The organism is uncultured Kushneria sp., from assembly GCF_947497025.1.
Classification (GTDB): domain Bacteria; phylum Pseudomonadota; class Gammaproteobacteria; order Pseudomonadales; family Halomonadaceae; genus Kushneria.
Genome location: NZ_CANMFC010000003.1, coordinates 135,176 through 149,494, shown reverse-complemented (window position 1 = coordinate 149,494; position 14,319 = coordinate 135,176). Strand labels below are relative to the sequence as shown.

11 protein-coding genes are annotated in these 14,319 nt (G+C 62.5%); 4 read left to right on the top strand and 7 right to left on the bottom strand.

The features are described from left to right. Window positions 1-35: 35 nt before the first annotated feature. Window positions 36-293, bottom strand: a complete 258-nt coding sequence (locus Q0931_RS06460) for a GlsB/YeaQ/YmgE family stress response membrane protein (RefSeq protein ID WP_090130525.1) — start codon at window positions 291-293, stop codon at window positions 36-38. A gap of 198 nt (window positions 294-491) precedes the next feature. Here Q0931_RS06460 and Q0931_RS06455 point away from each other — a divergent pair, with 198 nt between their 5' ends. Both Q0931_RS06455 and Q0931_RS06450 read left to right on the top strand, forming a co-directional pair. Beyond that, window positions 492-1,892 (top strand): YcjX family protein, encoded by a 1,401-nt coding sequence (locus Q0931_RS06455; RefSeq protein ID WP_299258451.1) that lies wholly within the window; start codon window positions 492-494, stop codon window positions 1,890-1,892. Beyond that, window positions 1,889-2,986: a YcjF family protein gene (locus Q0931_RS06450; RefSeq protein WP_299258449.1), complete on the top strand. Its 1,098-nt coding sequence runs from the start codon at window positions 1,889-1,891 to the stop codon at window positions 2,984-2,986. Before Q0931_RS06455 ends, Q0931_RS06450 begins: the two co-directional genes overlap by 4 nt. A gap of 91 nt (window positions 2,987-3,077) precedes the next feature. Here the strand turns inward: Q0931_RS06450 and Q0931_RS06445 are convergent, their stop codons facing one another. The 6 genes from Q0931_RS06445 to nagA all read right to left on the bottom strand — a co-directional run bounded on the left by Q0931_RS06445 (window position 3,078) and on the right by nagA (window position 11,387). After that, complete coding sequence (locus Q0931_RS06445) at window positions 3,078-3,875, bottom strand: HAD family hydrolase (RefSeq protein WP_299258447.1); 798 nt, start codon at window positions 3,873-3,875, stop codon at window positions 3,078-3,080. Between the two features lie 40 nt (window positions 3,876-3,915). Beyond that, window positions 3,916-4,827, bottom strand: a complete 912-nt coding sequence (locus Q0931_RS06440; protein ID WP_299258445.1) for a BadF/BadG/BcrA/BcrD ATPase family protein — start codon at window positions 4,825-4,827, stop codon at window positions 3,916-3,918. Beyond that, on the bottom strand, window positions 4,817-6,523 hold the full coding sequence (gene nagE, locus Q0931_RS06435) for an N-acetylglucosamine-specific PTS transporter subunit IIBC (RefSeq protein ID WP_299258443.1): 1,707 nt from the start codon (window positions 6,521-6,523) through the stop codon (window positions 4,817-4,819). Before nagE ends, Q0931_RS06440 begins: the two co-directional genes overlap by 11 nt. Next, window positions 6,513-9,131, bottom strand: a complete 2,619-nt coding sequence (gene ptsP / locus Q0931_RS06430) for a phosphoenolpyruvate--protein phosphotransferase (protein WP_299258441.1) — start codon at window positions 9,129-9,131, stop codon at window positions 6,513-6,515. The genes nagE and ptsP overlap by 11 nt, the downstream gene beginning before the upstream one ends. Before the next feature lie 68 nt (window positions 9,132-9,199). Beyond that, window positions 9,200-10,219, bottom strand: coding sequence for an SIS domain-containing protein (locus Q0931_RS06425; RefSeq protein WP_299258439.1), 1,020 nt, complete (start codon window positions 10,217-10,219; stop codon window positions 9,200-9,202). A gap of 49 nt (window positions 10,220-10,268) precedes the next feature. Continuing rightward, window positions 10,269-11,387 carry an N-acetylglucosamine-6-phosphate deacetylase gene (gene nagA, locus Q0931_RS06420; RefSeq protein ID WP_299258437.1) on the bottom strand — a complete coding sequence of 373 codons (1,119 nt, stop codon included), beginning with the start codon at window positions 11,385-11,387 and terminating at the stop codon, window positions 10,269-10,271. Between the two features lie 171 nt (window positions 11,388-11,558). Between nagA and Q0931_RS06415 the strand changes: the two genes are divergently transcribed. Together Q0931_RS06415 and Q0931_RS06410 are read left to right on the top strand one after the other, a co-directional pair. Then, entirely contained in the window at window positions 11,559-12,185 is a 627-nt protein-coding gene (locus tag Q0931_RS06415) for an SDR family oxidoreductase (protein ID WP_299258435.1), read from the top strand. 100 nt (window positions 12,186-12,285) lie between these two features. Next, window positions 12,286-14,244: an exoribonuclease II gene (locus Q0931_RS06410; RefSeq protein WP_299258433.1), complete on the top strand. Its 1,959-nt coding sequence runs from the start codon at window positions 12,286-12,288 to the stop codon at window positions 14,242-14,244. Window positions 14,245-14,319 lie beyond the last annotated feature (75 nt).

The window sequence follows — 14,319 nt, the reverse complement described above, 5'->3', positions numbered from 1 at the left end:
GACCGGGCGTCGAAGGGAGAAAGCGTTCGGCAGGATCAGACCTTGCCGTTCCCCTTGCCCTTGATCAGAGAGACCAGCCACAAAAGAATCACTGAACCGATAATGGCTACCACCAGTGATCCAATGATGTTATTGGAGCCAATGCCCAGCATGCTGAAGATGGCACCACCCAGTACGGCACCCACGATACCCACGACAATATTGCCCAGGATACCGAAGCCGCCACCACGCATGATCTTGCCGGCAATCCAGCCAGCCAGACCGCCAATGATCAGCCAAAGAATAATGCTCATGGTCTTCTCCCTGATAACCACCCTGCTTGAATGTTTTGCCCTTGCCCCGGCCGGGGAGCCTGCAGGTAACCTGCAGTACTGCCTAGACTATAGACGTTGTGTGCCATGTTACCAATCACATTGCTTTCAGGCGGTGTGACCTGCAATTCGCTACAATCGAGACCATTCATCCGACAACGACCGTGAACAAGGACAACCATGCCGCTATCGCTGCCCGGTTATGCCGGTGACTGGCTTGAACGCAGCCTTGACCGGCAGGTGCGCCTGGCAGTTACCGGGCTGTCGCGCGCCGGCAAGACCGCCTTTCTGACCTCGCTGGTCAACCAGCTGCGCCATGCAGGTCTTGATGCCCGTCTGGACATGATGAACTGCGCCCGTGAAGGCCGGCTGCTGGGGGCACAGCGCCAGACCCAGCCGGACCTTTCCGTCCCCCGCTTTCCCTATGATCAGGCGCTGGCTGCACTTGAGGCCATGCCCCCCGACTGGCCCTCACCGACCCGCGGCATCAGCGAACTTCGTTTGCTCATCCGCTACAAGAGTCGTACCGGCAGCCGCCATTTTCTGGGCGAGCAGCGCACGCTTACTCTGGATCTGATCGATTATCCCGGAGAGTGGCTGCTGGATCTGCCCATGCTGCGCCAGAGCTATCAGCAGTGGTGTGAAGCGCTTGGAACCCAGCTCACTGGACGCCGGCGCCGCTTTGCCGAAGGCTTTTTAAACCGGGTCAGTGACCTTGATCCCTCGGCCACGGCCGACGAACAACAGCTGGCCGATATCAGTGCGGAATACGCTCGTTCGCTCAACAGTGCGCGCAACGAAGGCGGCTATACCTGGGTGCAACCGGGGCGCTTTCTGCTGCCCGGCGAGCTTGATGGTGCGCCGGTGTTGCAGTTTTTTCCGCTGCCCATGGAACAGCTCGGCGACCCGGCGGCGCTGGCCGAACTACCGGCCGACAGCAATTACCAGACGCTGGCACGGCGTTTTGAACACTACAAGCGCACCGTCATCGGCCCCTTTTACCGCCAGCACTTTCGCCGCTTTGACCGCCAGATTGTGCTGGTGGATGTGCTCTCGGCGCTCAATGCCGGGCCGGATGTCTTCGATGATCTGCGCCACGCCATCGCAACACTGATGCAAAGCTTTGACTACGGCAGCCGCAGCCTTCTATCGCGGCTTTTCAATCCGCGTATCGATCGACTGGCGATCGCGGCGACCAAGGCCGATCACGTCACACCCGAGCAGCATGACAATCTGCTGTCACTGGTGCAGGCGCTGATGGCCGAACCGCTGAGGGATTTGCGCTACGCCGATGTCCCGGTCAAGTCGCTGTCGCTGGCCGCCATTCGCGCCACTCAGGCCCGCACGGTCGAGCATGACGGCAAGCGTCATCCGGCGCTCAAGGGCACTACCGAATCAGGCGAGGAGGTGCTGATGTTCCCGGGCGAGGTGCCCTCGCGTCTGCCGGATGCCGATTTCTGGCAGCGTCAGGGATTTGACTTTACGGCCTTCAAGCCGGCACCGCAGGGCGCGGGAGAAGCCCTGCCCCACATTCGCATGGACAGTGCACTGGACTGGTTACTGGGAGACAAGCTGCGATGAGTGATCCACGTCCGGGCAGGCGCTTTGATGTTCAAAACGAGGCCAGGAGCACCACCGCTCCCGAAGCGCAGGCCTTCGAGCAGCACTTTGTGCCAGTGGACCCGGCCCCCGGCGCGCGTTACCAGCTCGACAGCCTTCATCACCCACTGGAAGAGGAAGCACCGCCCGAGCAGATCGACAGCGCCCTTGACCACGCACTGGCCAGACCCAAAAAGCGGCGCTGGGGGCTTTTGAGCGTACTGGCGGGCACGCTGGTCATGGGCGGCGTTCAGGCCGTCGACACCTTCCAGAACGCCTGGTTTGGCGGTGACTGGGTCAGTGGGGCCTGGAGTGTGCTGGGTCTGGGCGTCGTCACGCTGGCCGGCACCTCGCTGACACGTGAACTGGTGCGTCTCAAGCGGCTGCGCCGACACGCGCGGCTGCGCGAGGACATCGACGCGCACATCATGGATACGCAGATGGACGGCGATCGGATGCAGGGCTTGTGCAACCGCCTGCGCCTTCAGATGGGTCTGGGCCATCGTGACCCGCACTGGCAGGACTTTCTGCGCGCTCGACAGGCGCATCACAATGCCCGCGAAACCCGCGACCTTTTCAACTACTACGTGCTGGCGCCACGTGATGCCAGCGCTCGCAGACTGATCACCCGCATGTCGAGCGAAACGGCTCTGCTGGTGGCCATCAGCCCTGTCACGCTGATCGACATGGGGCTGATGGCCTGGCGCAATCTGCGCATGATCGATCGTCTGGCGGCGCTCTACGGGCTGGAGCTGGGCTATGCCAGCCGTCTGCGCCTGTTCCGGGCGGTGCTGGCCAACATGGCGTTTGCCGGTGCCAGTGAACTTGCCACCGAGGTCAGCATGGACCTTCTATCGATGAATCTGGCCAGCCGCCTGTCCGGTCGCGCCGGACAGGGCATGGCCAGTGGCCTTTTGACCGCACGTCTGGGCATTCGCACTTTGAAAATGCTGCGCCCGCTGCCGTTTGAGGATGACCGCGCGCCGAAGCTCGCCGATCTGCGCCGCCAGCTCTGGCAGCAGATGAGGCGTGTCGATGACGGCAAGGCTGATCGGAAAAAGGCCAAGGATGTCTGATGCCAGCCATTCGGCGTCATCTGTGGTCGCAAGGCCTGGGCGTCAGGACGGTAGATCCTGACGCAGAAGCGCTAAAGCACAGGCGTGGCACCTAGAGGGCAAACAGCTCGCGCAGCTTCACGGCCACACCGGCTTCGGTGTGCGCCTTGATCAGCTCGGCATCGGGCGCCCGGATCAAAAGCTCGGGGTGCGCGTTGCCCATCGCAAAGGCACGGCCGGCATTTTGCAGCATGTCGGTATCGTTGAGGTTGTCCCCAAAGGCGACGGTATGCGATACCGGAATATCAAGCTGCGCCGCCAGGCGATTGAGCATCTTTCCCTTGGAGGCTTCCTGGTCCATCACTTCCAGTGAGTTCTCCAGCGAATAGGTAATGTGGGTGCGCTCCTCGAAATGAGCACGAATGCGCGTTTCGATCGCCTTGAGCAACACGGGATCGCCGATAAAGAGCACCTTGCCCACCTGCTGCCCGTCAACGCCGGCCATATCCACCACGTTGTAGGTAAACCCGGTACTTTCGTGAAAGGCCAGCAGCTTCGGCTCGGGCGCATCGATCAACCAGCGATCGCTGGTGTAGAGATTGATACGCACCTCTTTGGGTACGTCCATCTCCAGCACCGTGCGCACGATGTCCTGTGGCACCAGAATTTCATGGATCAATTGATCGTCAGGGCCGTGCAGATGTGCCCCGTTGGCCGAAATGATATGCGCGTTGACCCCGAGCTGGCGCCGAACCTCGCGGATATCCTGATAATGGCGCCCCGAGGCGATGGCCAGTGAATGGCCCTGTCGCTCGAGCGTCTGAAAGGTCTCAATGGTGATGTCATCAAGGCCATGATCGGCGTTGAGCAGCGTTCGATCCAGATCGGTCACGATCAGATGAGGCGTCATGCAATCTCCTGTACGTGGTAAAAGCCGGCATGGCAGACCTTCATTGTAACGTCTGCCTGCCCTGTGATGATGGGCACAGCTCACCTGCCAGCCGTAACGCTCCTTCGACGCTGCTGCCCTTCGGACGAACCAGCTGCGTTGCAAGCGCCTGCGGCACCCACGGTTCAAGCGCGTCGGCCAGCCCGCCACAAAGCGCCAGCGGCAGCTGCCCGCGCGGGTCGAGCGCCTGATACATCAGCGCGATATCCTCACCGGCCTGATGCAACAGTGCCTGAGCGACCGGATGATCACCGTGTCGGATAACCACCGGGGCAAGCGCGGCGAACCGGGTCTGATCGGCGCTGGAAAGCCAGTGTGTCAGTGTGGCCGCACAGGTGGCGGGGGCGCTGGCCAGCATCGACATCGTCTCGCACAGCGCGCGGGAAAAATCATCCGGCGCGACACGCCCATCAAGTGCGTGCTGTGCATGGCGACTGGCCCGAAGCCCCAGCCAGGCACCGCTCGCCTCATCCCCCGAGGGAAACCCGTAGCCACCCACGCTGACACGCCGGCCATCGCCATGCAGCGCCTCACCGACACTGCCGGTCCCCAGCGCCACAATGGCGCCGTGCAGCCCCTGATGCGCCCCCACCAGTGTGGTGAAGGCATCGCTTTCAAGTCTCAGGCCTGCAAGGTCTGGCGCCGCCTGAAAAAAGGCATCGCGCCACGACCACTGATTGGCACCAGCCAGCCCCAGCGCCAGATGGCACTGCTCAACGGGCAACGTGGCGCCCAGTGCCTGCCGAGCCTCTTCCAGCAGCGCAAGGATGGTGCGCCAGGCCCGCGCCACCCCCAGGGCAAGCCCCGACGGGCCACCCGTGACCTCAACGCAACGGCCCTGCCACTGCGCCATCAGTCGAGTGCCGCTGCCGCCGCCGTCTATCCCCACCAAAAGCGCATCTTCAGCGGCCATCGCGCTGAATCTCCGCCTGGAGCTGCTGCGCCACAATCCAGGCCTGCTCGCCCAGAATCAGATGCAGGCAATGATCACCGATGCGCTGTACGCCCGCGGCACCCAGCGATGACAGGGCGTCGTGGTCAAGATGTGACGGTTCGCTGATCTCAAGACGCACGCGCGACAGCGCCACCAGCTCGCTGCGGCGAAGATTATTAACGCCCCCGAGCGCTTCGAGCCAGCGGGACAGGTCTGCATCCTTCAGGGCGCTCTGTCCGGACCTTTCCTGCTCGGCCGCCGGCGCCATGGTTCGTGCGATATCCGGCGTTTGCACCGGCTTGCCGCGCGCTTTCAGTGCCGTACGGATATCCTCGGCCACGCCATCGGCAATCGGTCCCATGACCACCTGCAGGTGCCCCCCCTTGAGCCTGAGCACGCCTCGGGCACCCAGCCCCTTGAGCGCGGCCTCATCAATCTGCTCAACGTCCTGAACCACCAGTCTCAGTCGCGTGGTACAGGCCCCGACCGAGGTCAGATTGTCACCGCCGCCCAGTGCCGTGACGAAGGCCGGGCCGCGTGCCTGCACTTCCCCTTCTTCAGGCGCTGCCGTCTGGCTCATGGGTTCACGCCCCGGCGTTTTGAGATCAAAGCGCACGATGGCCCAGCGAAAGATCATGTAATAGAGCACTGCGTACAAAAGCCCGACCGGGATCAGCAGCCAACCGCGACTGGAAAGACCATAGGAGAGCAGATAGTCAAAGGTGCCGGCCGAGAAGGTAAAGCCCAGCTTTACCCCCAGCCAGCTCATCAGCGCCATCGACACGCCGGTGAGCAGCGCATGCACGGCATATAGCGCAGGCGCAAGGAAGATAAAGGTAAATTCCAGCGGCTCGGTGATACCGGTCAGAAAGGCGGTCAGGGCCAGCGAAAAGAGCATGCCACCCACCCGGGCGCGCTGATCCCTTGCAGCGGTGTGATACATCGCCAGTGCTGCCGCCGGCAGGCCGAACATCATCACCGGAAAAAATCCGGTCATGAAGCTGCCGGCGTTCGGGTCGCCGGCAAAGAACCGGTGAAGATCACCGGTGGCGCCTTCATAGTTGCCAAAGACAAACCACACCAGCGAGTTGAGCACGTGATGCAGCCCGGTCACGATCAAAAGCCGGTTGAGCGTGCCATAGACAAAAAGCCCCAGTTCGCCGGAATCGATCATCCACTGCCCGCTCTGATCGATGGCGTTTTGAACCGGCGGCCAGACCCAGCCAAGTCCCCACCCCAGCGCCAGCGCCGTCAGCCCGGTCACGATCGGAATAAAGCGCCGCCCGGCAAAAAAGGCCAGATAATCGGGCAGCGCAATGTTCTTGCAGCGGTTGTACCAGAGCCCGGCCACCACACCTGCGATAATGCCGGCCAGCACCCCCATATTGATGTCGGGATTGAGCGCTTCAAGTACCGCGGTAATGACCAGGTAGCCGATCGCCCCCGCCAGGCCCGCAGCCCCATTGCTGTCATCGGCAATCCCTACCGCCACACCAATGGCAAAGATCAACGGCAGATGTTCAAAGATGGCATTGCCGGCCTGGGCAATGAAGGCAATGTCCAGCAGATCGGGCTGGCCCATGCGCAACAAAAGCCCGGCAATGGGCAATACCGCAATCGGCAGCATCAGGGAACGTCCGAGCTGCTGAAGCGCCCCCATGGGATCAAATCGCATTGCGTGGTGCTCCCTGATGGATTGTTGTAGAGGTCGATGCCTGCTCGCTCAACCACTGTTCCAGGCGCTGTCGCAGAGTGACACTGTCAATGGCGTCATCGAGCCATTCGCGCAGCCGGCGGGCCAGGGCCGCGCGGTCCAGCCATCGAATACCGGCCTTGATGGCAGCCACACGCGCCGGCTCCACTGAAAGCTCGTCCACGCCGAGCGCCACCAGCGCCGCCCAGGCCTGCGGGTCGCCCGCTGCGGCACCGCACACCCCCACCGGACAACGGTGACCGGAGGCGCCCTTCACGGTCATGTCGATCAATCGCAGAACCGCGGGGTGCAGTACATCGGCGCGACCGGCCAGGTCAGGGTCCTCCCGGTCCATGGCCAGGGTGTACTGGGTCAGGTCATTGGTGCCAATGGAGAGAAAATCCGCCACGCGCGCGATCCGGTCAGCACACAGGGCGGCGGCAGGGACCTCGATCATCGCCCCCAGTTCGGGCCGCTCCTCAAGATTCATTTCACGGGCCAGGGCCTCGATACGCTCGCGCACGGCCACCAGTTCAGCGGCCTCGGTCACCATGGGCACCATGATACGCAGGCGGTCCAACGGCCTGACCGATAACAGCGCACGGAGCTGAACGTCCAGCAGCGCCTGATGGCGCGTCATTAAACGTACGCCGCGCGTGCCCAGCGCCGGATTGGGCACACGGGGCAGCGAGAGATAATCGAGCTGCTTGTCGGCGCCGATATCCAGCGTGCGGATAATGACCGAATGGGACCCCATACTGTCCAGCGCCTGCTGGTAGATCTCGCGCTGTGTTTCCTGATCCGGCGCCTGCTTGCGTGCCATGAACAGGAACTCGCTGCGCATCAGCCCGATTCCATCGGCGCCGGCCTCATGGGCCAGGCGGGCTTCTTCGGGGTCTGCAACGTTGGCACAGACCTCGATCATTGCGTTGTCCTGCGTGCGAGCTGACTCATGGGCGACCGCGCGCTCGGCCATGGCCCTCGTCTGTGCCTGCTCGACCTGCTCGCGTGCGTCATCCAGCTGATCCGGCGTTGGCCTGAAGGTCAACGACCCCTTTTGCGCATCCAGAATGGCGGTGGCCCCTTCATGGTGGCCCAGGGCCGCCATGAGCCCGGCGCCCATGGCGGCCAGACAGGGCAGGCCGCGAGCCCGCGCCAGCAGTGCCACGTGCGAGGTCGTGCCCCCACCGGCCAGACAGAGGCCGGCAGGTGCCACGCGATCCAGCGCCAGCAACTGCGAAGGCGTGATCTCCTCGGCCACCACGATGGCACCCGGTGCCATCTCGACATGACTGGCTGCTGCGGCGTGCGGCACCAGCAGCGCGACCAGCCGCTCCTGTAAATCACGCAGGTCATCGGCACGCGCGGCCAGCAGTCGGTTCTCACTCTGACGAAGCGTCCTGGCGCGGCTTTCCAGCACCTCTCGCCAGGCAAAGGCAGCGCTGCGCCCGGCCTGGATATGCGCCAGGCTCTCCTCCCGCAGGGCCGGGTCATCCAGCCAGGCCTGATGCGCTTCCAGAATATCGGCCTCTTCGCGACGCCCGTGCTCCCGTGCCTGCTTGATGTCGTTGATCAGTGTGTCGTTGAGCGCATTGATGGCTTCCGCCAGCTGTCGCTCGGCGGCCTCGGCACTTTCTTCACGCTCAGCATTGATCTCAATGCGGGAACGCTCAAGGCGCACCAGCGGACCCACGGCGAGGCCCGGACTGGCCATCAGCCCATAGGCGGTAGTGTCATTGCCGGTGGGCACTGCCGCTGGCGCCTCATCAGTCTGCCCGCCATGAACGGGATCATTCTCGACGGCTTCCGGCGTGGTCAAGAGCGCGGCGGCCTCACCCAGAGCGGCGGCAGCATTGGAGCCACGCGCAATGATGGCCAGCGTATCGCCATGACGCAGGGAGAGCCCCATCAACGCTGTCAGACTGGCGGCGTCGGCCTGATGCTCGCCGCGCTCAAGCACGAGGGTACAATCATACTGTCGGGCAATGCCGCGCAGACGCGCTGCCGGACGCGCGTGCAACCCGGCGGCCAGCGCCAGCGTGACCTGCTCGCGGTATTCATTGTTGGCGCCCTCCGCCATACCGGAAGATGCGCTTGCAGACAGCGCCACAAGCGTCATCAGCGGTGCGCCGCGCTCGATCACACTGCCGGGTGTTGCCTTCTCAAGCTCACAGCGCCATTGATCATTGCTGGTCACGACCAGCGGCGTGATCAGGCTCAATGCCCGGCAGGCCAGAAGATCCGCATCGAAATCCCACAACAGATCGCCACGCTGGACGCGATCGCCCGGGGCTACATGTACGGTGATGCCCTCACCTTCCAGGTCCACGGTATCCAGCCCAAGGTGAATCAGAATATCGCAACCCTGATCGGTCTTGAGCGTCAGGGCATGGCGCGTGCGTGCCAGATGCACCACCTCGCCGTCACAGGGGGCGAACAGCTGCGACTCCAGCGGTTCCATCGCAATGCCCGGTCCCATGGTCTGCTGGGCAAACACGGGATCGGGGACCTGATCAAGCGGCACCAGCACCGCTTTCAGGGGCGCATGCAGCAGCGTCTGCGCAGGCGTCGGATCAGCAGTCTCGGACATGAGAGGGTCCTGTTGTCATTGTCATGGCGTCATGGCCGTCCTGTCAGTTGGTTCACACCGACACGCCTTCAGCGCGTCTGAGTGACCTTGTCAAGAAATTCGGGGCGGTCGGGATCATGCCCTGTTACCCGCGACAGTGCCTCAATCATTAAATAAAAGCTCTGAATGGCACAAAGGGGCGCCAGGGCCTCGTGCGGCGCGTCGGCCACGGTGAGGTCTCGCGAGGCTACCGAGGCATCGGCCGCCAGCAGCACTCGCGCCCCGCGCGCGCGAAAGGTGTCGGCAAGCGCCACAAGTCCCTTCTGCGCATTACCCTTTGGCGCCAGAATCAGCACGGAATAGTCGCGCCCCACCAGCGCCATCGGCCCGTGCTGCACCTCGGCACCGCTGAAGGCTTCGGCCTGAATCACGCAGGTTTCCTTGAACTTGAGCGCCGCTTCCTGAGCGATCGGCAGACCGGCGCCGCGGCCGATGACCAAAAGCTTGTCCACATCACGCAACGCCTCTACGCCGAAGTCCCACTCATGGCGACAGGCCTGTGCCAGTGACTCGGGCAGCGCGGCCAGCCCTTCCAGCAGAGCGTGGTCCTGCTGCCAGTGCGCCATTACCGAGGCACTGGCCGAGAGCGTGGCCAGAAAGCTTTTGGTGGCGGCCACGCTTTTTTCTTCCCCGGCCTGTAGGTCGATCACATGATCGGCGCCGTGGGCCAGCGGCGAATCCATGGCATTGACCATGGCAAGGCTCAGGGCTCCACCACTTTTCAGGGCCTTTTGCGCCTCGATCAGATCAGGGCTGCGCCCCGACTGTGACACGGCCAGCGCCAGGGTATGTTCGACCTGCCAGACGGTATCATCCAGCGTGCACAGCGACAGCGGCAAAGACGCACAGGGCCGGCCGGTCATCTGCATCATCAGTCGGGCAAAATAGGCGGCCGCGTGATCGGAGCTGCCGCGCGCCACGGTCATGGCGTCATGCAGGGGTCGATGACGCAGTACCTCGCCCAGCTGCGCCATGGTGTCGCGATTGACACGCCACTGCTCGGCAATGCGTTGTGGTGCACTCAGCGCCTCGTCGCGCATCAGGGACATGATCACTCTCCGGTTTCAGGGTCGCAAAAAGGATAAACCGCCGGGCAGGTCATTCGATCACCGGACACCCGGCAACCCACACCTGTTCGACATCAAGGTTTGAAGAGAGCGTTACAATATCGGCGCGACAGCCCGGCGCGAGCATCCCGCGATCATTTAACCCCAGATAGCGCGCCGGCCACAGCGACAGGCGCTGGGAGGCTTCTGCAAGCGTGAGCCCGAGCCCGGTCAGATTGCGCAGCGCCACATCCATGGTCAGGGCGCTGCCGGCCAGCCCGCCATCGGCCAGACGTACGCTGTCACCGTGCTTGAAGACCCGGTGCTCGCCCAGGCGATATTCGCCATCGGGCATGCCTGCCGCTGCCGTGGCGTCGGTGACCACATAAAGATGCGGTATGGCACGGCGCGCGGCCAGCAGAGCGCCGGGCTCGACATGAATCAGATCCCCGATCAGTTCGGCGTAGTCGGCGTGTGCCAGTGCCGCGCCCACGACGCCGGGCGCGCGATGATGCAGCCCGCCCATGGCGTTATAAAGGTGGGTAAAGCCCCTGGCACCGAGATGAAGCGCCTCGACACACTGATCATGCGTGGCGGCCGTGTGCCCCAGCTGGACCCTGACGCCGCGGGCGGCCAGCGCCTCGATCAAGGCCATGTGCCCCTCGATTTCCGACGCCATGGTAATGACACGAATGGGCGCCAGCGCATCAAGCTCGTCAAACGCTTCAAGCGTTCCCGGGCGGGCGTGAGGTGGCTGGGCACCCAGCATGTCTGGACTGATGAAGGGTCCTTCAAGGTGAATACCCAGAATGTCGGCTGCCCGAGCAGGCGGCGTGGCCATGACACTTCCGGCATCACGAAAGGCCTGTAAAAGTGCCTCCCGGGAGGCCGTCATGCTGGTGCCCAGAAGGCTTGTGGTGCCAAATCGGGCATGCGTGCGGGCCAGCACGGCCAGCGCGTCGCCACCTTCCATCAGATCCGCTCCACCGCCACCATGAACGTGCAGATCGATAAACCCCGGGATGATTCGCGGCGCATCATTGTCTTCAGGATCCACCGGGTCTTCAGGATCCACCGGTGTCCCGCTGATCCCGGCGATCCGGCCTTGCCGGAACGTCAGCTCGCCCTTGAACCACCCTTCCGGCGTCAGTATGTTGCCTTCCAGTGTCATCGCCCGTTTCCCTGTCTGCCCATGCGTGGCCCGCCTCATTGAAAGTGTCCTGATTGATATTCCTTCACGACACCCCAATTCAATACCGTCATATCTTCAGCGCTGCATTGTCTTCAATCAAGCAGCGCTGCACTGTCTTCAATCAAGGTCTTCAGACAAGAGGTATTGGTAATGACCACATTGATCATTGGCGCCAACGGCAAGATTGGTCGTCGTCTTTGCGAGCAGGCCGCCCGCCGCGGTCACCCGGTTCGCGCCATGGTGCGCGATGAGCAGCAAAAGGCGTTTTTTGAGTCGCTCGGCGTTGACACCATCACGGGCGATTTGACCGGCGAAATGGCCCATGCGTTTGAAGACTGCGACCAGGTGGTCTTTACTGCCGGCTCCGGCGCCTCGACCGGCCTGGACCATACGCTGATGGTGGATCTCAATGGCGCGATGCGTGCCATCGACCTTGCAAGAGAACACGGAATCCGGCGCTTTTTCATGGTCAGCACCCTGCATGTCGACCCGCTTGAAGGTCCGGAAAAGCTCAAACCCTATCTGGTTGCCAAGCGCGCCGCCGATGCCTATCTGCAGTCTTCAGGCCTTGAGCATGTCATTTTGCGTCCGGGCCGACTCAGCGACGACACCGGCAGCGATCACATCGAAACCGATGCAGAACAGGCCGCTACCGGAGACGTCTCACGAGACAACGTCGCCACGGCGCTTTTGACCCTGCTGGAACGCCATACGCCCGCCCCCACCGAGATCGTTTTGCTCGATGGCAATCGGCCCATCGAACAGGTGCTGGGATAATCCGTGCCTCCCCTGCCACCACCCGGTGGTCAGGGTGCCTCTTTCACCGGGTCGTATGAGGCCTTATAGTGGGCCCCCGATTCCCCAACCGATTAACGAGATGCTCTCGAACAACAGCCAGCTCGCCCAGCTCAAGCAAAATATCCGTGAAAAAACACCCCGTGTGACCGGTGTGATCAAGGCCACCGACAAGGGTTACGGTTTTTTGGAAACCGACGACGGCCAGTCCTTTTTCGTGCCGCCCCCCGCCATGAAGCAGGTCGTACACGGTGATCGTGTCGAAGCCGTGCTCAACGAGGAGAAAGAACGCAAGAGTGTCGAGCCGGAAAGCCTGATTGAAGCCGGCCTCGGCCGCTTCATCGGTCGCGTCAAAAAGCGTGACGGGCGTCTTTCTGTCGTTCCTGATCATCCCTCCATCAATATAGCGCTGCGTGCCCGCACTCATCGCAGTATCGAGGAGAACACGCTCAATGAAGGCGACTGGGTAGTGGCCCACCTGCTGCGTCATCCGCTGCGTGAAAACGATCGCGGTTTTTTTGTCCAGATCGATGACGTCATTGCAGAAGGCTCACATCCGTCAGTGCCATGGCGCGTGACCCTGGCACGTCATGCGCTGGAGCAGGCTTCGCCGGAAGCCGGTAATGACTGGCCCCTGCGCGAAGAAGGTCTGGAACGTCGTGATCTGACCGATGTGGCTTTTTTTACCATCGACAATGCCACCACGACCGACATGGACGACGCACTCAGCGTTGAGGCGCTGGACGACGGCCGCTTCCGCATGAAGGTCGCCATTGCCGACCCCACGGCCTATGTCGAGCAGGGCGACAGGGTCGACCAGGAAGCACGTCAGCGTGCCTTCACCGTCTATCTGCCGGGCCAGAACGTGACCATGCTGCCCGAGCCGCTGGCCGATGACCTGTGTTCGCTCAAACAGGACGAAAACCGTCCTGCGCTGGTCTGCACGCTTGAAGTCGGTGCTGATGGCGTGATCGGTGAGTATCACTTTGAGGCCGCCACCGTGAGCTCAAAGGCCCGTCTGAACTACGAGCAGGTCTCTGATTATATCGAGGCGCTCGAAGCCGGTACGACGCCGTCATGGACGCCGGACTTTGAACAGGGCGAGGCGCAGATCAAGGCTTTGGCCGGATTGACCAAAGCACGCCAGACCTGGCGTCAGCAGCATGCGCTGGTCTTTGGTGACCGTCCCGACTATGTCTTCAAGCTTGATGAGACCGGCAACGTGCTGGATATCGTCACGGAAGAGCGTCGTATCGGTCATCGCATGGTGGAAGAAGCCATGATTGCCGCCAATGTCTGCTGCGCCAACCTGCTCAGCAAGCACGTCGGCCACGGCATCTTCAATGTGCATCAGGGCATTGCCACTGAAAAGGCCGAACAGGCCCAGGCATTTCTGGCCAGCCAGTCGGTCGAGGCCACTCCGGAGCAGTTCAACGATATTGCGGCCTGGCGCGCACTTCGTCATCAGCTCGATGAGCGCAAGGATGCCTGGCTTGATGCCCGCCTTCGCCGCTTCCAGGGCTACAGCGTCATGCAGAGTGAACCGGGACCGCACTTCGGCATGGGTCTGCCGGCCTATGCCACCTGGACCTCCCCGATCCGTAAATACGGCGACATGATCAATCACCGCCTGATCAAGCAGGTACTGCGCGGCGACGCCGAGCATGACAAGGCGACCGATGTGTCGGTGACTGATCACCTGAGCGAGCGCCGACGCCTGAACCGCATGGCAGAACGCGACGTCAAGGACTGGCTCTACGTTCGCTACCTGACCGATGCCGTCGCCAGCGAGACCACCTTTGAAGGCGAAATCGTTGATATCCGCCGCGGTGGTCTTCGCGTTCGTCTGTCAGCCAATGGCGCCTCGGCCTTTGTGCCCGCCTCCATGCTGCATACCGATCGTGACGCTGTGGCCATTGATGACAAGGAAGGTTTGATCAACATTGGCGGCGAACTGCGCTATCGACTGGGTGACGTCCTGAACGTCGTGCTGATCGAAGCTCGTGAAGAGACGCGTTCGCTGGTGGCACGCCCTGCCTGAACCGCATGCTCGCCCTGATGATCAGGGCGAGCTGCTCGTTGGCCTGCAGGCTACAGTCTGTTACCCGTTACAGCA

Excerpts from the sequence above, each read along its gene's own strand:
- Q0931_RS06410 (WP_299258433.1), top strand. The coding sequence starts at position 12,286 with ATGCTCTCGAACAACAGCCAGCTCGCCCAGCTCAAGCAAAATATCCGT.
- Q0931_RS06415 (WP_299258435.1), top strand. The coding sequence starts at position 11,559 with ATGACCACATTGATCATTGGCGCCAACGGCAAGATTGGTCGTCGTCTT.
- ptsP (WP_299258441.1), bottom strand. The coding sequence starts at position 9,131 with ATGTCCGAGACTGCTGATCCGACGCCTGCGCAGACGCTGCTGCATGCG.
- Q0931_RS06440 (WP_299258445.1), bottom strand. The coding sequence starts at position 4,827 with ATGGCCGCTGAAGATGCGCTTTTGGTGGGGATAGACGGCGGCGGCAGC.
- Q0931_RS06450 (WP_299258449.1), top strand. The coding sequence starts at position 1,889 with ATGAGTGATCCACGTCCGGGCAGGCGCTTTGATGTTCAAAACGAGGCC.
- Q0931_RS06425 (WP_299258439.1), bottom strand. The coding sequence starts at position 10,219 with ATGTCCCTGATGCGCGACGAGGCGCTGAGTGCACCACAACGCATTGCC.
- Q0931_RS06445 (WP_299258447.1), bottom strand. The coding sequence starts at position 3,875 with ATGACGCCTCATCTGATCGTGACCGATCTGGATCGAACGCTGCTCAAC.
- Q0931_RS06455 (WP_299258451.1), top strand. The coding sequence starts at position 492 with ATGCCGCTATCGCTGCCCGGTTATGCCGGTGACTGGCTTGAACGCAGC.
- nagA (WP_299258437.1), bottom strand. The coding sequence starts at position 11,387 with ATGACACTGGAAGGCAACATACTGACGCCGGAAGGGTGGTTCAAGGGC.
- Q0931_RS06460 (WP_090130525.1), bottom strand. The coding sequence starts at position 293 with ATGAGCATTATTCTTTGGCTGATCATTGGCGGTCTGGCTGGCTGGATT.
- nagE (WP_299258443.1), bottom strand. The coding sequence starts at position 6,523 with ATGCGATTTGATCCCATGGGGGCGCTTCAGCAGCTCGGACGTTCCCTG.